Source organism: Lentzea sp. DG1S-22 (genome assembly GCF_036321065.1).
Taxonomy (GTDB): domain Bacteria; phylum Actinomycetota; class Actinomycetes; order Mycobacteriales; family Pseudonocardiaceae; genus Lentzea; species Lentzea jiangxiensis.
Map to the genome: position 1 here is coordinate 5,978,362 of NZ_CP143276.1, position 24,208 is coordinate 6,002,569.

Consider the following 24,208-nt stretch of genomic DNA (forward strand, 5'->3'; position numbering starts at 1 on the left):
CCCGGCACGACGCGCGCGATCAGGACGCGGTGGCGAGCACCTGCTCGTAGACGAGCTCGTTGACCCAGCGGGTGATGGCGGTGTCCTCGGCGGGGACGCTCTCCTGGCGGCCGGACACGTCGACCGAGAGGTCCTTCTCGTCGTCGGCCAGCAGGACCGAGACGCCGTAGCGGCGGACGCGGGGCAGGCAGTTCGCGAGGTAGTCGTGCGAGAAGGCGACCGACTCGGGGAGGACGACCGCGGCGTTGCCGTAGCGGGCGAAGGGGACCGCGGAGGCGAGGGCGGTGCGCCAGTGGCGGGCGACGGCCAGGACGCCGACGATGCGGACGGCGGCCGGCGGGACGCGGCCTTCCATCTCCGGCCACACCCAGGTGGAGACGGTGGTCTTGTCGGCCTCGGGAGCGGCACCCACGCACACGCGCTCGGCGTGGGCGTCGGCCAGGAGCTCGGCCACCACGACGACCTTGCGGCCCATGAGGACCATCTCGGGGAGAACGACTCCGTGCCAGCCGAGGCGGATCGCCGCGGCGGCTGCCAACTCCTCGACGGACGCGGGCAGTTCCGGAACCGGGACCGGGGTCGTCGACAGACCGTTCGAGCTGTCGAGGGCCGCGATCCTTGCTGGGGTGCTGCTCACGCCAGTGCCTCCTCGTCACCCGCGGCGGGCGATCCGCCGCGTTTCGACTCGTGCTCTGGATAAGGAGTAGCAGGAAGCGCACGGCCCGCCCCCAGGTCAGCGCACCCCCTGCGATCGACGGCGCCGAGCGGTCGGTGACCGGTCGAAGAACGGTCTGGCGAGTTCGGTCCTACGATGCTGCCGTCTGGGTGACGTCGACCCGGATGGCCGCACCGAAAGACCTGCTCAGAGTGAGTGCGCCAGGCGTGGCGCGCGAAACCGCCGATCGGTGAGCGGTCGCCGTCCGCCGACCGTTCACCGCGCCAGAACGACCACCTACATGATGATCACGGTCTTGCCGGGTCCGTGACCTGCGAAAACGTTGGTAGCCCCGCGCAGCGGCAAGCGGCGGGCGATCGGTACCCGCAGCTCACCGGCCTGCACCATCGACGCGAGCCGCTCCAACGCTTCCTTCGTGCCCTTCATGCTGAAGTTCTGCGCCGGGTCAGCGGAGACGTAGTTGGTGTTGAACGCCAACGGCGCGTAGCGCGCGTTCGCCTCGAACGACGAACGGTCGGCGCTCACGAGGTCGATCAGGGCGTCGGCTTCGACGAGCGAGTCGCCGCGGCCGACCGGGATGACGCGCTTGCCGGCCGCGCGGGCGATCTGGGTGGCGAACGACCCGACGCCTCCGGAAGCGCCGACGATCAGGACCGATTCCGCGGGTCCCAGCGCCTCGACCAACTGCAGGGCGGTCATTCCCGCTGTCGGCAATGCGGCGGCGACGGCGGGATCCATGTCCTCGGGCACAGAAGCCAACGCGTTGGTGGCCGGAACTGTGACGTACTCGGCGTATGTTCCGCCGCCGACGGGACGGCGGAAGAACGTGCCGAAAATCCTCTCCCCGGAACCGACGACCTCACCCGCACCATCAGTTCCGGGAACCAACGGGAACACGTGGGGCGCGGAACTCCGCAGCATCCCGTCGACGACTTTGCGGTCGAACGGGTTGACGCTCGCCGCGAGCAACCGGACCTTCAGCTCACCGGGCCCCGCCTGGGGTTCCGGGACCTCCACCAGCTCCAGCTCCGCGCCGAAGTCCGCTGCCGCCATCGCCCACATGCTGGCCCCCGAACGAGTGACAGACATCACCTGTTGGATCAAGGAATCCGATACTGCCGATCAACGAAAGAACCCCCCTCGCGATTCCGCGAGAGGGGTTCCCTCTGTCTTTCGATGGGCAAGGGGGGAGTTGAACCCCCACGTCCTTTCGGACACACGGACCTGAACCGTGCGCGTCTGCCATTCCGCCACTTGCCCCTGGAGACGTTGAGAACACTAGCACGCGTCCAAACCAGGTTCCTAATCGCCCCCTGTAGGCGTCGTCGCACCCGGATACGATCGGTGCAGGAGCCCGTCCGCGCGGAAGGAGTCGACATGGGCCTGCAACGCTTCGAGCGCAAGCTCGAAGGTCTCGTCGGCAACACCTTCGCGCGGGTGTTCGGCGGCAACGTCGTGCCCCAAGAGGTGGCACAGGCGCTGCAACGGGAGGGTGACAGCAACATCCGCGAGCTCGCGGGTGGCAGACTGCTAGCCCCCAACCACTACACAGTGCTGCTCGGAGCCCAGGACCACGAACGTCTTGCGGGCGATGAGCAGGATGAACTACGCATCACACAGCTCCTCGCAGAGGGCCTGCGAGAGCACCTGGCCGAGTCCGGATGGGATACCTATGGTGACGTCGTAGTCTCCCTGGAGCGCTCCGAGGCGCTGCACACCGGACAGTTCCGAACCAGCTCGTCCGTCGACCCCGACGTGAAAGCGGCCAGCCGACGGTCAGCACCACCTCGCACCGCAGGAGACCGATCCATGAGCCAGCCACCCGGCTACGGACAAGGACAGGGCCAGCCCGCCCAGGACCCTTATGGTCAGGGCGGCTACGGCCAGCAGGGCTACGACCAGCAGGGCTACGGCCAGCAGCAGGGCTACGGCCAGCAGGGTTACGACCAGGGCTACGGCCAGCAAGGCGGCTACGACCAGGGCTACGGCCAGCAGGGCGGCGGCTACGGCGGCGCCCCGCAGGGCTACGACCAGGGTTACGGCCAGCAGCAGGGCTACGACCAGGGCTACGGCGGCGGCCAGCAGGGCGGCGGCGGGTACGACCAGGGTTACGGCCAGCAGCAGGGCTACGGCCAGCAGGGCTACGACCAGGGTTACGGCGGCGCCCAGCAGGGCGGCTACGACCAGGGCTACGGCCAGCAGGGCGGGTACGACCAGGGCTACGGCCAGCAGCAGGGCTACGGCCAGCCCGGTGGCTACGACCAGGGCTACAACCAGGGCGGATACGCCCCGCCGGCGACCCAGGGCGCGAACCGCCAGCTCAACGCGACGCTGCACCTCGACGACGGATCCAACCGGACGTACAACCTCAAGCAGGGTGGAAACGTCGTAGGACGTGGGCAGGAGGCCGACTTCCGCCTCCCGGACACGGGTGTCTCCAGGCGCCACCTGGAAATCTCGTGGGACGGGCAGAATGCGATGCTCGCGGATCTCGGTTCGACCAACGGCACCACGGTGAACGGCACGCCAGTGCAGACTTGGCAACTCGCGGAAGGCGACGTCGTCCGCATCGGCCACTCGTCACTGGTCTTCCGCACCGCGGGCTAGTGGTCGGCACGGGCGTCGGCATGCAACTCAAGGCAGGAGCGGTTACAACCGGTGCAAGAGCTGGTGATGCAGCTGACCAGAGCGGGCTTTCTCGTGCTCCTCTGGCTTTTTGTGCTGGCCGCCCTACGTGTGGTCCGCTCTGATCTCTACGCAGCCTCAGGGCTCCGGGCGTCAGGTCTGCCCGGATTCCGGAGGTCCGAGAAGTCGGCGAGGGGGAGCAAGGCGCCTCGGCAACTCGTGGTCACCCACGGGGCGCTGACCGGCACCCGCATCTCGCTCGACGGCAGGCCGATCCTGATCGGCCGCGCTGACGACTCCACTCTCGTCCTGGACGACGACTTCGCGTCGACCAGGCACGCGAGGCTGTCCATGCGCGGTACCGACTGGTACGTGGAGGACCTCGGCTCCACGAACGGCACCTACCTGGACCGAGCCAAGGTCACCGCACCCCTGCGCGTACCTCTCGGCACCCCGATCCGCATTGGCAAAACGGTGATCGAGCTGCGCTCATGACCTTGGTTCTTCGATACGCGGCCCGCAGCGACAGGGGCCTGGTTCGTTCCAACAACCAGGACTCCGTGTACGCGGGTCCTCGCCTGCTCGCAGTAGCCGACGGCATGGGTGGCCACGCCGCCGGTGAGGTCGCGAGCAAGGTGGTCATCGCCTCGCTGGCCCACGTCGACGACGACGAGCCGGGCGACGACCTCCTCGGCAAGCTGCGCGACGCGGTCGCGAGTGGCAACGGCGCCATCTCCGAGCTCGTGACGAGCGACCCGGACCTGGAGGGCATGGGCACCACGCTCACGGCCATCCTGTTCGCGGGCAACCGCCTCGGGCTCGTGCACATCGGCGACTCGCGCGCGTACCTCCTGAGGGAGGGTTCTTTCGCGCAGATCACGCACGACGACACGTTCGTCCAGTCGTTGATCGACGAGGGCCGGATCACCCCGGACGAGGCGGCCACGCACCCGCAGCGCTCGCTGCTGCTGCGCGCCCTCACGGGGCACGACTTCGAGCCCAGCCTCACGGTGCGCGAGGCGCGTGCCGGCGACCGGTTCCTGCTCTGCTCGGACGGTCTGTCCGGCGTCGTGAGCATGGAGACGCTCGACGAGGCGATCCGCATCCCCGACCCGCAGGCCTGCGCGGACCGGATGATCGAGCTCGCGCTCAAGGGCGGCGGCCCCGACAACGTCACGGTGATCGTGGCGGACGTCGAGGACGTCGACTTCGGCGACGACTACCCGATCGTCGGCGGCGCGGCGGGCGACGGCAGCGAAGAGCACAACACCCCTCCGGACTCGGCGGCCTCGCGGGCGGCGACGCTCACGCAGCAGCGCCCGCCCGTGCCCCAGCGCATGGAGGCACCGCCTCCTCCCCCGCAGGACCCGAAGCGCAAGAAGCGCAACGCCCTCAAGGCGTTCGCGATCATCTTCGTGCTGCTCCTGCTCGCCGCGGTCGTCGCGGTCGGCGGCAAGCTGTGGCTCAACACCCAGTACTACGTCGGCGCCACCGCGGACGGCCAGGTCGCGATCTTCCGCGGTCTCAACGGCTCGGTGCTCGGCTTCAAGCTCTCGTCCAAGGTCGAGGACTCGTGCCCGCCCGGTTCCACGGGCTGCACCCCGATCACGCTGAACGACCTGCAGGAAGCCGGCCGCAAGACCATCACCGCGGGCATCCGCAGCGACAACGGCCTGGACGGCGCCCGCGCCGCGGTCCGGTTGCTGCGCACCGAGCACATGCTGCCGCTGTGCAAGGACACGTCGTCGACGTCGAGCACCCCCACGACGCCGGCCACCCCGTCCAGCACGCCGGGCAGCAGCACCTCGAACGCGCCCGCCAACGGTTCGGCGAACCCGGAGACCGGTTCCACCGAGCCTTCGCTCACCCCCTCCCAGCAGAAGCCGGGTGTGGAATGCCGGGAGGGTCCGTAGCTGATGGGCTCGCCCGTCCCCACCGGGGAAGGCTCAGCAGGTGCGTCGGTGGCGACGAGCACGTCGCCAGGACTGCGAGCGCCGACGCGGCGCGGCACCGAGCTGGTCATGCTGTCGTTCGCCGCCGGCCTCGTGACGCTGGCGTTGATCCTGGTCGAACTGAACCAGGAGCGCTCGCTGAGCCTGAGGATCCTCTACCTCGGTCTCGCGTACCTCGGTCTCTTCGCCTGTGCCCACCTCGCCGTGCGCCGGTGGGCGCCGTACGCCGACCCGGTGATCCTGCCGTGCGTCGCGTTGCTCAACGGGCTCGGCCTGGTGGTCATCCACCGGATCGACCTCGCCATGGAGGGCACCGTCTTCCCGGACGGCTCGACGTGGGACCCGATGGCGTTCAAGCAGGTCATCTGGACCGCCATCGGGTTGTTGCTGTTCGCGGCGACGCTGAAGTTCCTCACCGACCACCGCACGCTCGCGCGGTTCGGCTACACGTTCGGCCTCGCCGGCCTCGTCGCGCTGATGCTGCCCGGTGTGCTGCCGGGCTTCATCGCCCCGGAGATCAACGGCGCGAAGATCTGGCTGCGCATCGGCCCGTTGTCGATCCAGCCCGGTGAGTTCGCCAAGATCCTGCTGATGGTCTTCTTCGCCGCTTTCCTGGTGTCGAAGCGGGACCTCTTCACCGTGGCGGGCCGCCGGTTCCTCGGCATGGACCTGCCGCGCGCCCGCGACCTCGGCCCGCTGTTCGCGGCCTGGGGCGTCACGGTCGCGGTCATGGTGCTTCAGAAGGACCTCGGCTCCTCACTGCTGTTCTTCGGCATCGTGCTCGTGCTGCTCTACGTCGCCACCGAACGCGCGGCGTGGGTCGTGCTCGGCCTCGGCCTGTTCTCCGGCGGCGCGGTCGTCGCGTGGAAGCTGTTCGGGCATGTCCAGCAGCGCGTGGCGAACTGGCAGGACCCGATCTCGCGCTACGAGCTCGTCGGCGGCGGTTACCAGATCTCGCAGTCGCTGTTCGGGCTCGCGACCGGCGGCATCGGTGGTGCGGGCCTGGGCGCCGGCCGCCCGGAGATGATCCCCGAGGCGAACACCGACTTCATCACGGCCGTGATCGGCGAGGAGCTCGGGTTCATCGGCTTCGCGGCGCTGCTGCTGGTCTACATGATCTTCGCGTTGCGCGGCCTGCGCAGCGCCATCGCCGTGCGCGACAGCTTCGGCAAGCTGCTCGGCGGCGGTCTCGCGTTCGCGGTCTGCTTCCAGGTGTTCATCGTCGTCGGCGGTGTCACGAAGCTGATCCCGATGACGGGCATCACCGCACCGTTCCTGTCCAAGGGTGGTTCGTCGCTGCTCGCGAACTACATCCTGGTGGCGTTGCTGCTGCGGATCTCCGCGGCGGCGCGGGCCCCGCAGCGGGCTCCGAAGCCGAAACCACAGCAACCGGCCATCGCCGACCAGCACACTGTGATGGTGGAGCGTCCCAAATGAACACACCGCTCCGCCGCGTCGGCATGGCCATGATGGTGATGGTCCTGCTCCTGCTGGGCAACGCCACGTGGGTCCAGGTCATCAACGCCGACGAGTGGCGCAAGAACCCCTACAACCGCCGGGTGCTGCTCGACGAGTACGCCCGCAAACGCGGTCTGATCACGGTCGCCGACGGCACGGTGATCGCGGACGTCAAGGAGACGACCGACCGCCTGCGGTACCTGCGCACCTACAACGCGGGCCCGGTCTACGCACCCGTCACGGGGTACCTGTCGGTCACCTACGGCACCTCCGGCATGGAGCGCGCCGAGAACGACCTGCTCAACGGCTCGGACGACCGGCTGTTCGCGCGCCGCGTCTCCGCGTTGATCACCGGTCGCGACCCGGTCGGCGGCAACGTGCAGCTCACCCTGAACGCCAAGGTGCAGCAGACCGCGTACGACCAGCTGACGGCGAAGGGCTTCACCGGCTCGGTCGTCGCGATCAAGCCGGACACCGGTGAGATCCTCGCGATGGCGAGCACGCCGTCCTACGACCCGAACCTGCTCGCGAGCCACGACGTGAACGCGCAGGCGGCCGCCTGGAAGCAGTTCACGGCCAAGGACGCGAACGACCCGCTGGTCAACCGCGCGACGCAGGCCCTCTACCCGGCCGGCTCGACGCTGAAGGTGGTCGTCGCGGCCGCGGCGCTCGCCGACGGCAAGAACAAGGACTCGCAGTACACCGCCAAGGGCTCGATCACGCTGCCGGGCAGCACCACCCCGCTGCCGAACTTCAACGGCACCCCGTGCGGCCCCGGCGAGACGGTGTCGATGGAGACCGCCCTCGCCAAGTCGTGCAACACGGCGTTCGGTGAGATGGCGGGCCAGGTCGGCGCGAACAAGCTGCGCCGCCAGGCGGAGAAGTTCGGCTTCAACGACCCGGACCTCGAGATCCCGCTGGTGGTCGAGACCTCGACGCTCGGGCCGATCCCGGACGAGGCCGCGCTCTACCAGACCGGCATCGGCCAGCGCGACGTGCAGATCACGCCGCTGGAGAACGCGGTGGTGGCGGCGACGATCGCCAACGGCGGCAAGCGCATGCAGCCGTACCTGGTGTCGAAGATCCTGGGCCCGGACCTGAAGTCGATCGACGACACCGAGCCCGACGAGGTCGACACCGCGATGAGCACGGCCAACGCGGCCGCGCTGCGCGACATGATGATCCAGTCGGAGATCAACACGGGCGGCGAGGGCCGGCTGCAGAACGTCCAGGTGGCGTCGAAGACGGGTACCGCCGAGCACGGCGCCGACGTCACGAAGAACAACCCGCACGCCTGGTACATCGGCTTCGCGCCGGCGCAGAAGCCGGAGATCGCGATCGCCGTGATCGTGGAGGACGGTGGCGACCGCGGCCTGGGCGCCACCGGTGGCAAGGTCGCCGCTCCCATCGGCCGCGCCGTGATGAACGCGTACCTGGCAGGCCGCTGATGCTGACCACGGGCCAGCTCCTCGCCGACCGCTACCGCCTCACCAGGCGGATAGCGGTCGGTGGCATGGGCGAGGTCTGGGAAGGCGCGGACGAGCGGCTCGACCGGCGGGTGGCCGTCAAGGTCCTCAAGGCCGAGCTCTCCGGCGACCCGGAGTTCCTGCACCGCTTCCGCACCGAGGCGCGGATGACCGCGTCGCTCAACCATCCCGGCATCGCGTCGGTGCACGACTACGGCGAGACGGCGTCCGTCACCGACGGGCCAGAGGACACCGCCTACCTCGTGATGGAGCTGGTCGAGGGCGAGCCGCTCGCGACGATCATCTCCCGCGGCCGGCTGGCCGCCGACGTGACGCTCGACCTGCTGGAGCAGACCGGGAACGCGTTGCAGGCGGCGCACGAACGCGGGCTGGTGCACCGCGACGTGAAGCCCGGCAACATCATGGTGACCCCCTCCGGCAAGGTGAAGATCACCGACTTCGGCATCGCGAAGGCCGTGGACGCGGCCCCCGTGACGCGGTCCGGCATGGTGATGGGCACCGCGCACTACATCGCTCCCGAGCAGGCCCTCGGTGGCGAGGCCGAGCCGGCGAGCGACGTCTACTCCCTGGCGGTGTGCGGCTACGAGTGCCTCGCCGGGCACCGGCCGTTCCTCTCGGACAACGCGGTGACGGTCGCGATGATGCACATCCGCGACATCGCGCCGCCGTTGCCGCCGGACGTGCCGCCGGGTGCGCGCGCGTTGATCGAGGCGACGCTGGTGAAGGACCCGAGGCAGCGCTACCGGACCGGCGGTGAGTTCGCCGCGGCGGTGAGCGCCGTGCGGGTGGGCCAGCCGCTGCCGATGCCGTCCGGCTTCACGATGCCGCCGATCCCCCAGCAGGTCGTGCAGCAGCCACCGCCTCCGCAGGTGTCGCAGCCGCTTCCGGTACCACCGCAGATGCAGCAGCAGCAACACCACCAGAGCCGTCCCGGCACCCATCCGGCGATGCAGCCGGCGGCGCACCAGACGGGCATGCAACCGGTGCACCAGACCGGAACGTTCACCCCGATGCCGACACCACCGGGGAGGAACCGGTCCGTCGCCTGGGCTATGGTCGCTCTTCTGGTGACCGTGCTGGTGGTGCTCGGCGTGGTCCTCGCGTGGAAGCTGACGCTGGGGTCGACCGATGCCAGTGGTCAGGGTGGCCGTCCGACCACCTCCACCTCGGCGAACCCCAACCCGCCGGCGAACGGGCAGGCGAAGCCGGACTCCGCCGACCGCATACCGGGCACCGCGCCGAAGCGGATCGACGAGGACGACTACATCGGTCGTTCCGGCGACGAGGTCAGGACCGAACTGGTCGACCACGGCCTGGAGCCCCAAGTGCTGAGCGCCCAGGGCACGTCGCCGGGCGACCTGAAGAAGTGCCGGGTCACCGCCATCGCGCCGACAGGCGAGGTGCCGGCGGGCTCGCAGGTGAAGGTGACGTGCGCGCCATGAGCAAGACCAGAACCGACTTGGGAACACCGTCGACGAGGAGCGGGACGAAGCACCGATGAGCACTCCGCGACTGCTCTCAAACCGCTACGAACTGGGTGAGACCCTCGGGTACGGCGGCATGTCCGAGGTCCACAAGGGGCGGGACGTCCGCCTCGGCAGAGACGTGGCGATCAAGGTGCTGCGAGCCGACCTCGCCCGTGACGCCCAGTTCCAGGAACGATTCCGCCGCGAGGCGCAGAACTCGGCGGCCCTGAACCACCCCGCCATCGTCGCCGTCTACGACACCGGTGAGACGCAGACCGAGTACGGCCCGTTGCCGTACATCGTGATGGAGTTCGTCGACGGCCGGACGCTGCGCGACATGGTGAAGACGCAGGGCCCGCTGTCCGGCAAGCGCGCGATGGAGGTCATGGCCGACGTCTCGGCCGCGCTCGACTTCAGCCACCGGCACGGCATCGTCCACCGCGACGTGAAGCCGGCGAACGTGATGATCACCAAGTCCGGCGCCGTGAAGGTGATGGACTTCGGCATCGCGAGGGCGCTGCACGATGGTCAGGCCGCGGTCACGCAGACCGCCGCGGTCATCGGCACGGCCCAGTACCTGTCGCCGGAGCAGGCGCGCGGCGAGTCCGTCGACGCCCGTTCCGACGTCTACGCGGCCGGCTGCGTGCTGTTCGAGCTGCTGACCGGCGAGCCGCCGTTCACCGGCGACTCGCCCGTGGCGGTCGCGTACCAGCACGTCCGGGAGGACCCGAAGGCTCCGTCGCAGCTGAACCCGAAGGTGTCGCCGCAGCTCGACGCGATCGTGCTGAAGGCGATGTCGAAGGGCCCGGCGAACCGCTACCAGTCGGCCGCGGAGATGCGCGCCGACCTGGTGCGCGTGCTGTCGGGCCAGCGCCCGTCCGCGCCGGCCGTGATGACGGCCGAGGACCGCACCGCCGTGATGAACGAGCAGGCGCGCACTTCTCGCACGCAGGTGATGTCCGGTGGCGGCGGCAGGCACCGCCCGGCGGCGCTGAAGTCGGAGCCGGACGACAGCTACGACCCGCTCGCCGACGAAGAGGAAGAGCGTCGCGCGAAGCGCAAGAAGGCCATCATGGTCACGCTGGTGGTGATCCTCTGCGCGGCCGTGCTCGGCCTCGCCGCGTGGATCACCGCGAGCGTGATGGACAACGGCGCCGAGCCGGTGGAGAAGGCCTCGGTCCCGTCGATCGTGGGCCTGAGCCCGTTGGAGGCCAAGGAGAAGATCACCAAGGCCGGCCTCGTCGCGGTCCAGGAGGACGTCGCCTGCGAGCCCGGTCCCGCCGGCACGCCCGCGAAGTGCACCGCCGACCAGATCAACAAGGTCGTCGGCGTGAACCCGCCCGAGGGCACGCAGGTCCAAAAGGGTGGCCAGGTCACGATCGCCGTCGGCGCGCCTCCCGGTGAGGGCACCGTCCCCGACCTGACGGGCAAGACCCCGCAGGACGCCCAGGCGGTCCTGGACAAGGACCCGAACGGCTTCAAGCTGCAGCAGAGCGACCAGACCGTCGAGGTCGACGACCCGGCCAAGGCCGGCAAGGTCGCGCAGCAGAACCCCGCGGTGGGCTTGAAGCTCAAAAAGGGCGGCACGATCACCATCCAGCTCGGCAAGGCGCCGGACAGGCAGAACGTGCCGAACGTGGTCGGTGACGACCAGAACGACGCCCGCCAGACGCTGGAGGGCTCGGGCTTCAAGGTCGTCATCGAGCCGGTCGACGGCTCCAAGCCCGAGGGCACGGTCCTCTCGCAGACGCCGCAGGGCAACGCGAAGGTCGACAAGGGCACGACGGTGACGCTGCGGGTCTCGAAGGGCAACCAGATCGAGATGCCGGACCTGACGGGCCTCAGCGAGCGGGAAGCCGACGCGAAGCTGAAGCAGCTGGGCTGGAACGGGAACCTCAACGTCCAGGAGCAGCAGGTCGGCGACCCGACCCAGACCAAGAAGGTCGTGGCGCAGAACCCGGCCAGGGGCACCACGATCACCAAGGGCGCGACGGTGACGATCACCGTCGGCAAGTTCGGGATCGTGACGAGCTAGACGGGCTGCGAGCTGTGGGGCGGCTTCCCTCCGGGGGAGCCGCCCCTTCGCTTCTACTGGCGGGCGGCCGCCGCGAGCGTGCGCATGCCGTTCTCGAGCTGGGCGACCGTGGCCTCCGGCACCTCGAAGCCGCAGACCTTCAGCCAGTTGGCGAGCATCCGGTGGCCGCCGTCGGTGAGCACCGACTCGGGGTGGAACTGCACGCCCTCGACGGGGAGCTCCCGGTGGCGCATGGCCATCACGATGCCGGTCTCGGTCTTGCCGGTGACCTCGAACTCGGCGGGGATCGTCTCGGGCAGCACCGTCAGCGAGTGGTAGCGCGTCGCGATGAACGGCTGCGGCACTCCGGCGAGAACGCCCTGGCCCTCGTGGAAGACGATGCTCGTCTTGCCGTGCAGCAGCTCGGGGGCGCGGTCGACCGTGCCGCCCCAGACCACGCCGATCGCCTGGTGGCCGAGGCAGACGCCGAAGACCGGCTTGCCGGTGCCGGCGCACTTCTTGATGACGTCGACGCTCGCGCCCGCGCGCTCCGGTGTCCCGGGACCGGGGCTGACGAGCACACCGTCGACGTCGTCGATCTCGTCGAGGTCCACCTCGTCGTTGCGCCGCACGACGCACTCCGCACCCAGCTGGGCCAGGTACTGGACGAGGTTGTAGACGAAGCTGTCGTAGTTGTCGACCACGAGCACGCGCATGGAGAGAGCCTAGTCGGTCGCGTCGAGTGAGTTAGCTCTCGTCTTCTAACAGGTTAGGCTTCCCTAAAATAGGTGTCATGAGTCGCCCCTTGCGCGTCGCGATCGTCGGCGCCGGCCCCGCAGGCGTGTACGCCGCCGACATCCTGATCAAGTCCGACGTGGACGCGCAGATCGACCTCTTCGAGAAGCTCCCGGCGCCGTACGGCCTCGTCCGCTACGGCGTCGCACCCGACCACCCGCGGATCAAGGGCATCGTGGGCGCGCTGCAGAAGGTGCTCGACCGCCCGTCGGTCCGTTTCTTCGGCAACGTCGAGTACGGCGTCGACATCAAGCTCGACGACCTCCGCCAGTTCTACGACGCCGTCATCTTCTCGACCGGCGCCTCCTCGGACCGCGAGCTCGACATCCCCGGCATCGACCTGCCCGGCAGCTTCGGCGCCGCGGACTTCGTGTCCTGGTACGACGGCCACCCCGACGTCCCCCGCACCTGGCCGCTGACCGCGAAGTCGGTCGCGGTGCTCGGCGTCGGCAACGTCGCCTTGGACGTCGCCCGCGTGCTGGCCAAGACCGCCGACGAGCTCCTCGTGACCGAGATCCCGGCGAACGTCTACGAGGGCCTCGCCGCCTCCCCCGTCACCGACGTGCACGTCTTCGGCCGCCGCGGCCCGGCCCAGGCGAAGTTCACGCCGCTGGAACTGCGCGAGCTCGACCACTCGCCGAACGTCGAGGTGATCGTCCACGCCGAGGGCATCGAGTTCGACGAGGCCTCGATGCACGCGATCAGGACCAACAAGCAGGTCGAGATGATCGTGAAGACGCTGCAGGAGTGGGCGATCCGCGACGTCGGCAACCGCCCCCGCCGCCTGCACCTGCACTTCCTCGAGGCCCCGGTCGAGGTGCTCGGCGACTCCTGCGTCACGGGCCTGCGCACGGAGACCCAGGAGCTGACCGGCGACGGCAACGTCCGCGGCACCGGCGTCTTCACCGACTGGGACGTCCAGGCCGTGTACCGCGCCGTCGGCTACCTCTCGACGCACCTGCCCGACATCCCGTTCGACCACGTGTCGGGCACGATCCCCCACCTCGCCGGCCGCGTGCTGGACCTCGACGAGGTGCCCATGCCCGGCATCTACACGACCGGCTGGATCAAGCGGGGCCCGATCGGCCTCATCGGCCACACCAAGGGCGACGCCCTGGAGACCATCACCAGCCTCCTGGACGACGCCGCGAGCCTGCCACCCGCCTCGTCGCCCTCCCCGTCCGCGGTGGTTGAGTTCCTCGAGCAGCGCGGCGTGCCGTTCGTGACGAACGAGGGCTGGGGCCGGCTCGACGCGCACGAGATCGCGCTCGGCGCGGCTCACGGCCGTGAGCGCGTGAAGGTCGTCTCGCGCGAGGAGATGACCGCGATCTCGAACGGCTGAGCTGCTCGAACGGCTGAGCTGCTTCAACGGCTGAGCTGCTTCAACGGCTGAGCTGCTTCAACGGCCGAACGCCGTTCCTTGATGGAGCCGCCATCGCGTGTGCGCGGTGGCGGTTTCACTTATTTCGGTCGTGGGCTCACAGACACCCGCTGCGCGAGCCCGGCATCCGACGACCGCTGACGTTCCTTAGCCCAGCACCCCACGACCGCTGGACGTACCTGAGTCTGGCCCGCCCCAGCGCCGGCCGAGGACACGGCGGTGTAGCGGTGTGGCCCGGCTGAGGCGTGCTCCGGCGTCGACTCCTCGCCGTCGCCCCACCCAGTCGGCGAGTCACCGACCCGGCCGAGGGCAGTCGACCGGGGCAGTCGATCGAGCCCCGCTCCCCCCGCGCGCTTCCTCATGCGCAACGACAACGGCGAAATTCAGGTTCCCGCAGCGCCGGAAATCCTGTGGACAACTCCCGCGCCGACACCGTCCACGCTACCTCAGCACCGAGCTGAGCTGCGCAAACAGCCGCGCGGAAGGGCATGATCCCGACCGCACATCACCCGGTCGAGCGACCTTCAGCGGCGGCAAGCCGGGGTGCAGCTCACTGGGTCGTGACGTTGTTGAACGGCAGCTTCGGCTCCGCCCACGGGAAGACGACGAACATCAGCAGCGCGACGATGCCGGCGACCAGCACGACGGCCTCGATCACCCGCAGGAACAGCGGGCCCGGCAGGTGGCGCCAGATCCAGCCGTACATCAGCCCTCCGTCATCTCGGGCGGCACGAAGCCGTCGGCCACCGGGTAGCTCTTGGTCTCGATGGCGTGCACGATCAGCCGCTGCTTGTCGGAGAAGCGCGGGTGGCAGGTCGTCAGGGTGAGCAGGCGGGCCTGCTTGTCGGCGGGGACGGTGGCGCCCACCTGGTGCGGGATCGGGGCGATGACCTCGCCCTGCGTCGGGGCGACGATCTCCTGGCCGACGGTTTTGGCGTAGGCGTCGCCGAGGGTGGTGGCCAGCGGGGCGACGCCGGCGCAGGCGGCTTCCTTCGACTTCGGGTTGTTCGCCCAACCGGCGACCTCGTCGCGCATGGGGAGCACCCGGTAGACGAACCACTGGGTCTGGGTCTGCACGACGATCGAGTTGCACGACTGGAGCAGGTCGAGGTCGTTGAACGGCGCGCCCTTGCCCACGCGGTGGCCGGCGATGGCGAAGTTGCCCGCCTCGCCCGGCTGGGCGGTGTCCTTGTAGTGGCCGGGGCCGATTTCGAGGTGCTTGTCGGTGGTGCCCTCGACCACGGAGAACTTCCAGTCGTTGCCGAAGACCGGGATGTACATCTTCGCGAAGGCCTTGCCCTCGATGAGGTTCAGCTTCGACTGGCGGTTCGGGTCGGCCGGGGGCGGCGTGACGACGTTCGAGCTCCACTCGGAGTCGAGCGCGGCGGTGGCGTCCTGCTGCTTCTCCGCGGAGAGCAGGTCGGTCACGTAGACCTCGTAGACGACGAACAGGAGCACTACGAGGCCCAGCGTGATGAGGCCTTCGCCGATGCCGCGCACCGTCTTGCGGGCGAGGCTGTCCGGCGGCAGGGCGTTGTCGGCCTCCGGCTCGTCGTCGTAGTACTCGTCATCGTCGTAGTACTCGTCGTCGTAGTCGTCCTCGACGCGCGGGATCACCTCGGTGGGCGGCTCGACCGGGCGGGGACGGGGCGGCATCGGCCGCGGGGGCATGCCCCTGGGCGGCATTCCGGGAGGTGGACCGGGCTGCGGGCGGCCGGGCTGCGGCACTCCGCGGGCGGGCGTGCCCAGCGGGGGACCCTGGCGGTGCGGCGGCGGGGCGTTCGGCGGCAGACTTCCGGAGAAAGCGCTGGTGAACTGGGTTGCTTCCGGCGGCGGCAGCGGGCGCGCCGGCGGGTTGGGCCGCACGTGCCGCAGGTCATCGCGACGGGGTGCAGGGCGCCGGGGAGGCGGCTGCTGCGGTCCCGAGTTCACCTGAAACCTCCGCGCGGACTGTGAACTGAAAACAACTGAGTCTGCAAGGTGGTTCGCTCACCACCGCCGCTACGTTAACGTGTCTCCCGAGTAGTGCACGTAAACTAGCGTCACTCACGGATATCCACGTCAGGCGAGGACAGCATGCCCAAGTCCAAGGTCCGGAAGAAGGCGGTCTACACCGCACCCACTGACCGCCGCACGCCGGTCAAGGTCAAGGCAGCGGGGCCGTCTCACCCGGTCTACGTCGCCGTGATGCTCGGCTTCATGCTGCTCGGCCTCGCGTGGTTGGTCGTGAACTACATCGCGGCCGAGAAGATCCCGTTCATGCTCGAGCTGGGCGCGTGGAACTTCGCCATCGGCTTCGCACTGATGATCATCGGTCTGCTCATGACGATGCGCTGGCGCTAGCCGCAGGCCACGTCACTGTTCGTAGGGTCGGCCCGGACGTCACACGTCCGGGCCGACGTTTGTTCGGGGCGTGTTCACCTGGTTCACGTGAGCGTCACCGAAGCACACGGCTGTAACTCATCCCCATTGGGGACAAGTCCTGTGGACAACTTTGCACCAAATTGCACAAGCGACGGTTTTCCCTCATGCGGACCCGTTCGGTTGTCCACATTCCATGCGGCACACTCGACGGTGTGACTCGCACCTGGTCCACTCCCGCCCTGCTGGTCGTCGTCGCGTGGGTGGCGGCCCTCGCCCTCGCCGTCGCGACCTTCATCGCTGACGACAACGCGGGCCGTCTGCTCATCGGACTGGCAACGCTGCTGGTCGCGTACCTCGCGGCGTTCGCCTCCATCGCCCGGCCGAGGCTCACGGCGGACGCGGACGGGCTCGCCGTGCGCGGGTTCGCGAGCACCACGGTGCTGCCGTGGCACGAGGTGAAGGTGAAGCTGCAGACCACCCGCCGGCTCGGCAGGGAACAGCAGACGCTGGAACTCGACGCCGACGACCGCCTCGTCGTCCTCACGAGACTGGACCTCGGCGCCGACCCCGAAGAAGTGGCGGGGGTGCTGCACGCATTGCGCCCGTGAATCGCTTCTAGCGGCACGTCCTGGCGTACTCGAGGACGATTTCGGCGGTCGTGTCGAGTTCGGTGGCGCGCAGCGCGAACATCACGCCGAGCAACACCACGGCCGCCACGACGGCGCCGGTCTGGTACGCGTTGCGGTTCTGCCGCGGTGCCCTGACCATCGCGAGCGTCAGCAGGCCGCCGATGACGAACCCGCCGAGGTGCCCGAGCAGCGAGGCGTTGGTGAACAGGTTCGACACCAGGTTGATGCCGACGACGACGAGGATCGTCGAGATGTCCCGCTTCTGGCGCTTGAACACGATCAGCAGCGCGCCCATCAGGCCGAACACCGCACCGGACGCACCGGCGAGCTGCTGGCAGATGGTGCCGAAGTAGAACGCCGCCGCACTGCCGCCGAGCAGCGACAGGAGGTACACGGCGCTGTACCGCAGCTTGCCGAGCTCCTGCTCGACGATGGGACCCACCACGAAGAGCGCCGCCATGTTGAGCGCGAGGTGGATCAGGCCGAAGTGCATGAAGCCCGACGTCAGGATGCGCCACCACTCACCGTTGGCGGTCACCTCCGGGATCATCGACGTCGCCGTGAACAGCTCCGAGCGGGAGTTGTTCATCGGGCTGCCGGACTGGACGACCGTGACCACGTACGCGAGGACGTTGAGCGCGATCATCACCTGCGTGATGACCGGCCGGCCGGTCGAGACCACCGCGCCCGCGGACGTGCGGGCCTGGCGGACCGAACGGGCGCCCTCGTTCACGCAGTCGACGCACTGCATGCCGACGGAGGCGTCGCGCAGGCACTCCGGGCAGGCCGGACGGTCGCACCTGGTGCAGCGCAGCCGGGTGGGCCGATCGGAATGACGTGCGCAGACCGGGGTTTCCGGCTCCGCTCCGATCGGCCCCTCCGGTGGCACGGATGCGTTGCTCACGCGCGTTCGATCGTGATCCGCTCGATCTTGATGTCGTTGACCGGACGGTCGCCCGCGCCGGTCGTCGTGTTGCCGATCGCGTCGACGACGTCGCGCGACTGCTGGTCGGCCACCTCACCGAAGATCGTGTGCTTGAAGTTCAGCCACGTCGTCGGCGCCACGGTGATGAAGAACTGCGAGCCGTTGGTGTTGGGCCCGGCGTTCGCCATCGCGAGCAGGTACGGCTTGTTGAACTGCAGTTCGGAGTTGAACTCGTCCGCGAAGCGGTAGCCGGGGCCGCCGCGGCCGGTGCCCGTGGGGTCACCGGTCTGGAGCATGAAGCCCGCGATGACGCGGTGGAACAGGGTGCCGTCGTAGAACGGACCCGACTTGGTGCCGCTCGCGTTCGCCTCGGTGTAGTCCTTGGTGCCCTCGGCGAGCCCGACGAAGTTCGCCACCGTCTTGGGGGCGTGGTCGGGGAACAGGTTGATGCGGATGTCGCCCTGCGTGGTGTGCAGGGTCGCCGTCACCTTGGTCCCGACGAAGGATTCATTGCTGTCAGCCACCACCCCATCGTGCCATCACAGGCGCCGATGTTCAGAAACGGGCACGATGGGGTACCTCTACGCCATCACCGGACGACAACGTGTGGAGCACAGAATGGACGAGGTGGACGTCATGACCCGTGCCGGCGAGAACGTTGGCAAGGCTGTCGGCACCGGTCTGAAGGCCGCGCGTCAGGGTGTCGTTCGCGCTGGTCACGCCGCTGAGGTCAAGCTCGCCGAGCGCGGCATCACGGCTGATCACGTTCGCGGCGCACTCGTGGAGCGGGCCGACACGCTCATGGGCAAGGCCGAGGACTGGGAGAAGCAGACGCGTCGCTCTCGCAAGCGCCTCGCCAAGAAGAGCGCGCAGACTCGCGCCGACCTCATGAGCAGGGCCGAGGTCGTGCGCAAGGAAGTGAAGAAGGCAGCGAAGCAGGCGCGCAAGGACGCGAAGGTGCGCGCCAAGGAGATCCGCAAGGCCGCGGCCCAGCTCGGTGCCGACGCACCGAAGCGCCGCCGCTGGCCGTGGGTGCTGGGTCTCCTGATCGCGGCGGCCGCGGCGGGCTACGTCGCGATGACGCGCCGGCCGCAGGAGGTGCAGCTGCACGAGGAGGACCAGGTCCCGCACGCGGAGCCGGTTCTCAACGGACAGGTGCCCGCCCAGAAGGAACCCGTCAAGTAACCCCAGGGTGCAGTCAGAGCTTCAGCCCTTTGATCGCCTCTTCCGCGATCCGGCGAGCCTTGATCGACTGCTTCTGGTTGCTCGTGACGACCACAGCGGCGTCGCTCTTCGCCACGGCGTAGACGACGCCGCTGTTGTTGTTCACGTATCCCCCGGCCCAGCCGGTGGGTGAACTCGCGGGCTGTGAACCGTCCGGCGCCGCCTCGTTCACGATCATCTTCGCAACGCGCTCATCCCCCACGTACACGCGCACGGTCAACTGGACCTCGGTTGCCGTGGCGTAGAAGAAGCACGCTGGGTGAGGTTCGTCCGTTGACAGTTTCACCTTCGGTACGCGCTGCCCGTTCGCTTCCGCCACGAAGGCGGTCGCGAGGTACGGGCAGGTGCCGTCGCTCGCGGGCTGGGGCGCGGGCGGCACTGTCGGAGCCGCGCTGGTCGTGGTGGTGACCTGCTGGGTCTGGGTCGTCGGCGCCGGCACGTTCTGGGCGACGTCGGGGCCGCACGCCGCGAGCGCGCCGAGCAGGGGCAGCAACAGTGCTCGTTTCATAGGGGCAACAGTCAACCAGACGCCAGAAGCGCCTCGAGCGGGACACTGTAATTGGTCCATACCTTTCGTGCCCTGCCCCCTCATCCCGCGCCCCGGAAGGATCCCGTCATGGAGTTCCTGGAGTCACGACGAGAGCACGCCCTGGCGCTGTTCCGCATCGTCATCGGTCTGCTCTTCGTGTTCCACGGCGTGCAGAAGGTCCAGAAGGGAACCGAGCTGCTGTCCTGGCCCGGTGGCCCGGTCATGCTCATCGAGCTGATCGCCGGTGGCCTGGTCCTCATCGGACTGTGGACGCGCTGGGCGGCGCTGATCAGTTCCGGCGCCATGGCCTACGCCTACTTCGTGGTGCACCAGCCGAAGGCCCTGCTGCCGATCCAGAACGGCGGCGAGCTCGCGGCGATCTACTCGTGGGCGTTCCTGCTGCTGGTGTTCACGGGCGCCGGCGCTTGGAGCATCGACCAGCTGCGCACCAGGTCGTCGAGGAAGTCGCTGGCGAACGCCTGACACCTGAGCCGTGAATGCACTGAAGCCCTGTTCGCTGCGGCGCGAACAGGGCTTCAGTGTGAAAACGTGTGGAGACGAGGGGAATCGAACCCCTAACCCCCGCCTTGCAAAGGCGGTGCTCTGCCAATTGAGCTACGTCCCCGTGTCTGAGGACGGCACGCCGTCCGTCAGAGCGAGACCGAGATCAGTCGGTGGGAGCGGTGGCCTCGCGCCACAGGTCCGCGTCGGCCTTGGCCGAACGGCTGCGCTTGACGAAGAACAGAACCGCACCGGCGACCACGACGAGTGCGATGATCTTCTTAGCCACTTCGAATCCCTCCCAAGACTGCTGGCGCACGACCCCACTACGCTACAGGATCCCGAGCGATCATGATGGGGGTCCGGGGTTTGCCCCCGGCAGGGGGTCTGGGGGCTTGGCCCTCAGAGAACAAGACGATGATTCGGGATGAGGTCGACGATTTCCGTCGACGTATAAAGGCACCGAATCGAGTGGGCCTAGGAGGACTTGAACCTCCGACCTCTTCATTATCAGTGAAGCGCTCTAACCGCCTGAGCTATAGGCCCTCGATCAACTGTCACCCTCTCGGGGCGACGAGGAGAACCTTACAGGATCGTCCTCGCCGCTCCCAAATCGGGGGTCATTCACGCTCGGAGAGCGTCAACTCCAAGCCACCGGCCAGGTCCGCGGACACGTTGTAGACGAACGCGCCGACGGTCGCGAGGGCGGTGAACAGCACGATGTTCACCGCGCCGATGATCGCCGAGACGCCGAACACGCGGCCCGCGCTGATCAGCGGCTCCCCCGGCTCGTTGGCCTGGAGCAGGTCGTTCGCGGTGCTGTTGATCTTGTCCCAGACGCCCATGCCGTGCAGGACGCCGTAGAGCACGCCGACCGCCACGAGCCAGACGAAGAACAGCGCGACGCCGAGCACCAAGGCGAGCTTGAGCACCGACCACGGGTCGACGCGCTTCACCTGCAGCGAGGCGCGACGCGGGCCGCGGCCGGGGCGGCGGGCCGACGGGGTGGACGCCGCGGGGCGGGCACCGCCGGTGCCCATGTTCACCGACGTGCGGCTGCTGCCCAGGCCCACCGGCACGGCCGAGCCCGTGACCACGGGCTTCTGGACCTTGACCGTGTCCGGGTCGGTCGACGGGAACGCCGGTGCCGGCTCGGAGGACGGCACCGGTGGTGCGCCCGGAGCGACGTGCGTCTCGGCGGGGTCGTGCTGAGTGGCTTCCGTGTCGTTCGTCACCCGCTGCCAGGGCGGCGGGGTCGAGACGACGACCGGCTCGTCCGCGGCGGGAGCCACCGGGCCGGCCGAGACCGTCCCGTCCTCGGCCGTCGGCTTCTCCTGCGCGGGAGCGGCGCCCTCGGCCGTCTTGGCCTCGGTCACCTTCTCCGCCGACACGGGCTTTGTCTTGTCCTGCGCGGTTCCACCCGAGGAACCGGACGCCGCCGAGTCAGCCTTCTCCGCCTGCTTCTGAGCAGAACCCTGGGGCGTCGGCTTGGTGATCACCGCGGTCTTGTCCGCGTCCCGACCTTCGCGGTTCTCGGGTGGAGTCACGAGCTTGTCCTTGACCTCTCGCTAGCGGTTCCGACTACTCAGCCGAGTCGGTGGGGGTGGCTGCCTGGTCGGCGTCGGCGGCAGAGCCCTCCGCGGCAGACGTCTCGTCATTAACGACGTCGCTGGGCTCGTCCGCGTTGCGTGCGACCGCGATCAAAGTGGTGCTCTCACCGAGGTTCATCAGCCGCACGCCCTTCGTCTGCCGTCCAGCCTTGCGCACCTGCTCGGCGCGGGTCCGGATGACCCCACCGCTCGAGGTGATGGCGTAGAGCTCGTCGTCGACGTCGACGATCAGCGCGCCCACCAGCCTGCCACGTCGGCGGTCGTGCTGAATGGTCAGCACACCCTTGCCGCCCCGGCCTTGGACCGGGTAGTCCTCGATCGGAGTTCGCTTCGAGTACCCCCCGTCGGTCGCGACCAAAACGAAGAGACCCTCTTGGACGACGCCGACCGAAAGGAGCTCGTCGTCGGCGTTGAAACGCATGCCCTGCACGCCCGATGTCGCGCGCCCCATCGGGCGGAGGACGTCGTCGGTGGCGTGGAAGCGGATCGACTGGCCGTCCGCGGACACCATGAGCAGGTCGTCATCAGCTGAGCACAGCACGGCTCCGACCAGCTCGTCGTCCTCACGGAGGTTGATACCGATAAGTCCACCCGATCGGTTGGAATCGAAGTCGGAGAGCTTTGACTTCTTCACCAGCCCCTTCCGGGTGGCGAGCACGAGGTATGGCGACACACCGTAGTTCTTGATCTGGATGACCTGTGCGATCTCCTCGTCCGGCTGGAACGCAAGGAGGTTCGCGACGTGCTGGCCGCGGGCGTTGCGGTTCGCCTCGGGCAGCTCGTATGCCTTCGTGCGGTACACACGGCCCTTGTTCGTGAAGAACAGGATCCAGTCGTGCGTCGAGCACACGAAGAAGTGCGCGACGATGTCGTCCTGCTTGAGCTGCGCGCCCTGCACTCCCTTGCCGCCGCGCTTCTGCGCCCGGTAGAGGTCGGTCTTGGTGCGCTTCGCGTAGCCGGTGCGCGTGATCGTGACGACCACGTCCTCGACCGCGATCAGGTCCTCCATGGACACGTCGCCGTCGAACGGGATGATCTTCGTGCGGCGGTCGTCACCGAACTTGTCCACGATCGCCGTGAGCTCGTCGCGGACGATCTTGCGCTGCCGCTCCGGCTTCTCGAGGATGTCCTTGAGGTCCGCGATCTCCAGCTCGATCTCGGCCAGCTGGTCGATGATCTTCTGGCGCTCGAGGGCGGCCAGGCGGCGGAGCTGCATCTCCAGGATCGCGTTGGCCTGGATCTCGTCGACCTCGAGGAGCTCCATCAGGCCGGTGCGCGCGACGTCCGGCGTCTCGGACCGGCGGATCAACGCGATGACGGCGTCGAGCTGGTCGAGCGCCTTCACCAAGCCGCGCAAGATGTGCGCGCGCTCTTCGGCCTTGCGCAGGCGGAACCTGGTCCGCCGCTGGATGACCTCGATCTGGTGCTTCACGTAGTGGCGGATCATCTGGTCGATCCGCAGCGTGCGCGGCACGCCGTCGACCAGCGCCAGCATGTTCACGCCGAACGAGTACTGCAGCTGGGTGTGCTTGTAGAGGTTGTTCAGCACGACCTTGGCCACCGCGTCGCGCTTGAGCGTGATCACGATGCGCATGCCGATGCGGCGGTTCGACTCGTCGGCGATGTTCGCGATGCCGGTGAGCTTCGCGTCGCGCACCAGGGCGGCGATGTTCTCGACGAGGTTGTCCGGGTTGACCTGGTAGGGCAGTTCGGTGACGACCAGGATGGTGCGGCCCTTGGCGTCCTCGTCCATCTCGACGACGGCGCGCATGCGGACCGAGCCGCGGCCGGTGCGGTACGCGTCCTCGATGCCGGACGTGCCGAGGATCTGGCCGTACGTCGGGAAGTCCGGGCCCTTGATCCTGGCGATCATCGCCTCGAGGGTCTCCTCGTCGGAGGCCTCGTGGTTGTCGAGCGCCCACACCACCGCCTCCGCCACCTCGCGGAGGTTGTGCGGCGGGATGTTGGTCGCCATGCCGACCGCGATGCCCGAGCTGCCGTTGATGAGCAGGTTCGGGATGCGCGACGGGAGGACGACCGGCTCCTGGATGCGGCCGTCGTAGTTGTCGCGGAAGTCGACGGTCTCTTCCTCGATGTCGGCCAGCATGTGCATGGCCAGCGGGGAGAGCCGGCACTCCGTGTACCGCATGGCGGCGGCGGGGTCGTTGCCCGGCGAGCCGAAGTTGCCCTGGCCCTGGATCAACGGGTAGCGCAGCGCCCACGGCTGGGCGAGACGCACCAACGCGTCGTAGATCGCCGAGTCGCCGTGCGGGTGGTAGTTGCCCATCACGTCGCCGACGACGCGCGCGCACTTGTTGAAGCCGCGGTCGGGACGGAAGCCGGAGTCGAACATCGAGTACAGAACGCGGACGTGCACGGGCTTCAGCCCGTCACGCACGTCCGGCAGCGCACGACCCACGATGACGGACATCGCGTAGTTGATGTACGAGTTCTGCATCTCCTGCTGGATCTCGACCGGCTCGATGCGGTCGTGCTCCGGGGGCAGAGTCGTCTCGGTCACTGTTCTCTTTCCTTCTCGCCAGGAACGCCAGGATGCCCAGAAACCAAGACC

Annotated in this window: 22 protein-coding genes, 3 tRNA genes and 1 pseudogene; 12 read left to right on the forward strand and 14 right to left on the reverse strand. The window is 68.6% G+C overall.

What is annotated here, in order from left to right:
* Positions 1 to 19: 19 nt before the first annotated feature.
* From V1227_RS27970 to V1227_RS27980, 3 genes are all read right to left on the reverse strand, one after another.
* A complete protein-coding gene (locus V1227_RS27970) occupies positions 20 to 637 on the reverse strand; it encodes a hypothetical protein (RefSeq protein WP_236217129.1) in 618 nt (205 codons plus the stop codon).
* A gap of 315 nt (positions 638 to 952) precedes the next feature.
* A complete protein-coding gene (locus V1227_RS27975; protein WP_329788385.1) occupies positions 953 to 1,729 on the reverse strand; it encodes an NADP-dependent oxidoreductase in 777 nt (258 codons plus the stop codon).
* 124 nt (positions 1,730 to 1,853) lie between these two features.
* Positions 1,854 to 1,936: transfer RNA gene (locus tag V1227_RS27980), tRNA-Leu, on the reverse strand.
* Between the two features lie 117 nt (positions 1,937 to 2,053).
* On the opposite strand from V1227_RS27980, the gene V1227_RS27985 reads away from it, so the two are divergent.
* From V1227_RS27985 to pknB, 7 genes are read left to right on the forward strand one after another with little or no spacing between them, the layout of a single operon-like run.
* Positions 2,054 to 3,283 (forward strand): DUF3662 and FHA domain-containing protein, encoded by a 1,230-nt coding sequence (locus tag V1227_RS27985; RefSeq protein WP_329794129.1) that lies wholly within the window; start codon positions 2,054 to 2,056, stop codon positions 3,281 to 3,283.
* 51 nt (positions 3,284 to 3,334) lie between these two features.
* Positions 3,335 to 3,796 (forward strand): FHA domain-containing protein FhaB/FipA, encoded by a 462-nt coding sequence (locus tag V1227_RS27990; RefSeq protein WP_030480247.1) that lies wholly within the window; start codon positions 3,335 to 3,337, stop codon positions 3,794 to 3,796.
* Complete coding sequence (locus tag V1227_RS27995) at positions 3,793 to 5,214, forward strand: PP2C family protein-serine/threonine phosphatase (protein ID WP_329788386.1); 1,422 nt, start codon at positions 3,793 to 3,795, stop codon at positions 5,212 to 5,214. Before V1227_RS27990 ends, V1227_RS27995 begins: the two co-directional genes overlap by 4 nt.
* Positions 5,215 to 5,217: 3 nt before the next feature.
* Entirely contained in the window at positions 5,218 to 6,690 is a 1,473-nt protein-coding gene (locus V1227_RS28000) for an FtsW/RodA/SpoVE family cell cycle protein (RefSeq protein WP_236217137.1), read from the forward strand.
* Positions 6,687 to 8,159, forward strand: coding sequence for a peptidoglycan D,D-transpeptidase FtsI family protein (locus V1227_RS28005; protein WP_329788388.1), 1,473 nt, complete (start codon positions 6,687 to 6,689; stop codon positions 8,157 to 8,159). The genes V1227_RS28000 and V1227_RS28005 overlap by 4 nt, the downstream gene beginning before the upstream one ends.
* Entirely contained in the window at positions 8,159 to 9,640 is a 1,482-nt protein-coding gene (locus V1227_RS28010; RefSeq protein ID WP_329788389.1) for a serine/threonine-protein kinase, read from the forward strand. The genes V1227_RS28005 and V1227_RS28010 overlap by 1 nt, the downstream gene beginning before the upstream one ends.
* 55 nt (positions 9,641 to 9,695) lie before the next feature.
* Positions 9,696 to 11,699, forward strand: a complete 2,004-nt coding sequence (pknB, locus tag V1227_RS28015; RefSeq protein ID WP_329788390.1) for a Stk1 family PASTA domain-containing Ser/Thr kinase — start codon at positions 9,696 to 9,698, stop codon at positions 11,697 to 11,699.
* 53 nt (positions 11,700 to 11,752) lie between these two features.
* Here pknB and V1227_RS28020 read toward each other — a convergent pair whose 3' ends face one another.
* A complete protein-coding gene (locus V1227_RS28020) occupies positions 11,753 to 12,394 on the reverse strand; it encodes an aminodeoxychorismate/anthranilate synthase component II (RefSeq protein ID WP_329788391.1) in 642 nt (213 codons plus the stop codon).
* Between the two features lie 77 nt (positions 12,395 to 12,471).
* Between V1227_RS28020 and V1227_RS28025 the strand changes: the two genes are divergently transcribed.
* Positions 12,472 to 13,815 (forward strand): FAD-dependent oxidoreductase, encoded by a 1,344-nt coding sequence (locus V1227_RS28025; RefSeq protein WP_329788392.1) that lies wholly within the window; start codon positions 12,472 to 12,474, stop codon positions 13,813 to 13,815.
* A gap of 589 nt (positions 13,816 to 14,404) precedes the next feature.
* On the opposite strand, the gene V1227_RS28030 is transcribed toward V1227_RS28025, so the two are convergent.
* Positions 14,405 to 14,560, reverse strand: coding sequence for a hypothetical protein (locus V1227_RS28030; RefSeq protein WP_090101863.1), 156 nt, complete (start codon positions 14,558 to 14,560; stop codon positions 14,405 to 14,407).
* Positions 14,560 to 15,720 carry a class E sortase gene (locus tag V1227_RS28035; protein ID WP_329788393.1) on the reverse strand — a complete coding sequence of 387 codons (1,161 nt, stop codon included), beginning with the start codon at positions 15,718 to 15,720 and terminating at the stop codon, positions 14,560 to 14,562. Before V1227_RS28035 ends, V1227_RS28030 begins: the two co-directional genes overlap by 1 nt.
* A 210-nt stretch (positions 15,721 to 15,930) precedes the next feature.
* On the opposite strand from V1227_RS28035, the gene crgA reads away from it, so the two are divergent.
* Positions 15,931 to 16,197 (forward strand): cell division protein CrgA, encoded by a 267-nt coding sequence (crgA, locus tag V1227_RS28040; protein ID WP_090101865.1) that lies wholly within the window; start codon positions 15,931 to 15,933, stop codon positions 16,195 to 16,197.
* Between the two features lie 233 nt (positions 16,198 to 16,430).
* Entirely contained in the window at positions 16,431 to 16,826 is a 396-nt protein-coding gene (locus tag V1227_RS28045) for a PH domain-containing protein (protein ID WP_329788394.1), read from the forward strand.
* 7 nt (positions 16,827 to 16,833) lie between these two features.
* Here V1227_RS28045 and V1227_RS28050 read toward each other — a convergent pair whose 3' ends face one another.
* Both V1227_RS28050 and V1227_RS28055 read right to left on the reverse strand, forming a co-directional pair.
* Positions 16,834 to 17,751, reverse strand: a complete 918-nt coding sequence (locus tag V1227_RS28050; RefSeq protein WP_329788395.1) for a rhomboid family intramembrane serine protease — start codon at positions 17,749 to 17,751, stop codon at positions 16,834 to 16,836.
* Complete coding sequence (locus V1227_RS28055; RefSeq protein WP_090101867.1) at positions 17,748 to 18,296, reverse strand: peptidylprolyl isomerase; 549 nt, start codon at positions 18,294 to 18,296, stop codon at positions 17,748 to 17,750. The genes V1227_RS28050 and V1227_RS28055 overlap by 4 nt, the downstream gene beginning before the upstream one ends.
* A gap of 94 nt (positions 18,297 to 18,390) precedes the next feature.
* Here V1227_RS28055 and V1227_RS28060 point away from each other — a divergent pair, with 94 nt between their 5' ends.
* Positions 18,391 to 18,957: a hypothetical protein gene (locus V1227_RS28060; RefSeq protein WP_236217155.1), complete on the forward strand. Its 567-nt coding sequence runs from the start codon at positions 18,391 to 18,393 to the stop codon at positions 18,955 to 18,957.
* 13 nt (positions 18,958 to 18,970) lie between these two features.
* On the opposite strand, the gene V1227_RS28065 is transcribed toward V1227_RS28060, so the two are convergent.
* A complete protein-coding gene (locus tag V1227_RS28065) occupies positions 18,971 to 19,504 on the reverse strand; it encodes a DUF2020 domain-containing protein (protein ID WP_442916376.1) in 534 nt (177 codons plus the stop codon).
* A gap of 108 nt (positions 19,505 to 19,612) precedes the next feature.
* Here V1227_RS28065 and V1227_RS28070 point away from each other — a divergent pair, with 108 nt between their 5' ends.
* Complete coding sequence (locus tag V1227_RS28070) at positions 19,613 to 20,008, forward strand: DoxX family protein (RefSeq protein ID WP_329788397.1); 396 nt, start codon at positions 19,613 to 19,615, stop codon at positions 20,006 to 20,008.
* A 69-nt stretch (positions 20,009 to 20,077) separates the two neighbouring features.
* Here the strand turns inward: V1227_RS28070 and V1227_RS28075 are convergent.
* The 5 genes and pseudogenes from V1227_RS28075 to gyrA form a co-directional block, all read right to left on the reverse strand.
* A tRNA-Ala gene (locus tag V1227_RS28075) sits at positions 20,078 to 20,150 on the reverse strand.
* 45 nt (positions 20,151 to 20,195) lie between these two features.
* Positions 20,196 to 20,315, reverse strand: a pseudogene (locus tag V1227_RS28080) (DLW-39 family protein); the annotation flags it as partial.
* A 183-nt stretch (positions 20,316 to 20,498) separates the two neighbouring features.
* Positions 20,499 to 20,572, reverse strand: a tRNA-Ile gene (locus tag V1227_RS28085).
* A 74-nt stretch (positions 20,573 to 20,646) separates the two neighbouring features.
* The gene (locus V1227_RS28090; protein WP_329794130.1) at positions 20,647 to 21,318 is read right to left on the reverse strand and encodes a DUF3566 domain-containing protein; all 672 of its coding nucleotides are present in this window, start codon (positions 21,316 to 21,318) and stop codon (positions 20,647 to 20,649) included.
* A 289-nt stretch (positions 21,319 to 21,607) separates the two neighbouring features.
* Entirely contained in the window at positions 21,608 to 24,157 is a 2,550-nt protein-coding gene (gene gyrA / locus V1227_RS28095) for a DNA gyrase subunit A (RefSeq protein WP_329788398.1), read from the reverse strand.
* Positions 24,158 to 24,208: the final 51 nt, after the last annotated feature.

Coding starts and splice junctions, on each gene's coding strand:
- V1227_RS27975 (WP_329788385.1), bottom strand. CDS start 1,729: ATGGCGGCAGCGGACTTCGGCGCGGAGCTGGAGCTGGTGGAGGTCCCG.
- V1227_RS27985 (WP_329794129.1), top strand. CDS start 2,054: ATGGGCCTGCAACGCTTCGAGCGCAAGCTCGAAGGTCTCGTCGGCAAC.
- V1227_RS27995 (WP_329788386.1), top strand. CDS start 3,793: ATGACCTTGGTTCTTCGATACGCGGCCCGCAGCGACAGGGGCCTGGTT.
- V1227_RS28000 (WP_236217137.1), top strand. CDS start 5,218: ATGGGCTCGCCCGTCCCCACCGGGGAAGGCTCAGCAGGTGCGTCGGTG.
- V1227_RS28005 (WP_329788388.1), top strand. CDS start 6,687: ATGAACACACCGCTCCGCCGCGTCGGCATGGCCATGATGGTGATGGTC.
- V1227_RS28010 (WP_329788389.1), top strand. CDS start 8,159: ATGCTGACCACGGGCCAGCTCCTCGCCGACCGCTACCGCCTCACCAGG.
- pknB (WP_329788390.1), top strand. CDS start 9,696: ATGAGCACTCCGCGACTGCTCTCAAACCGCTACGAACTGGGTGAGACC.
- V1227_RS28020 (WP_329788391.1), bottom strand. CDS start 12,394: ATGCGCGTGCTCGTGGTCGACAACTACGACAGCTTCGTCTACAACCTC.
- V1227_RS28025 (WP_329788392.1), top strand. CDS start 12,472: ATGAGTCGCCCCTTGCGCGTCGCGATCGTCGGCGCCGGCCCCGCAGGC.
- V1227_RS28030 (WP_090101863.1), bottom strand. CDS start 14,560: ATGTACGGCTGGATCTGGCGCCACCTGCCGGGCCCGCTGTTCCTGCGG.
- crgA (WP_090101865.1), top strand. CDS start 15,931: ATGCCCAAGTCCAAGGTCCGGAAGAAGGCGGTCTACACCGCACCCACT.
- V1227_RS28060 (WP_236217155.1), top strand. CDS start 18,391: ATGGACGAGGTGGACGTCATGACCCGTGCCGGCGAGAACGTTGGCAAG.
- V1227_RS28065 (WP_442916376.1), bottom strand. CDS start 19,504: ATGAAACGAGCACTGTTGCTGCCCCTGCTCGGCGCGCTCGCGGCGTGC.
- V1227_RS28070 (WP_329788397.1), top strand. CDS start 19,613: ATGGAGTTCCTGGAGTCACGACGAGAGCACGCCCTGGCGCTGTTCCGC.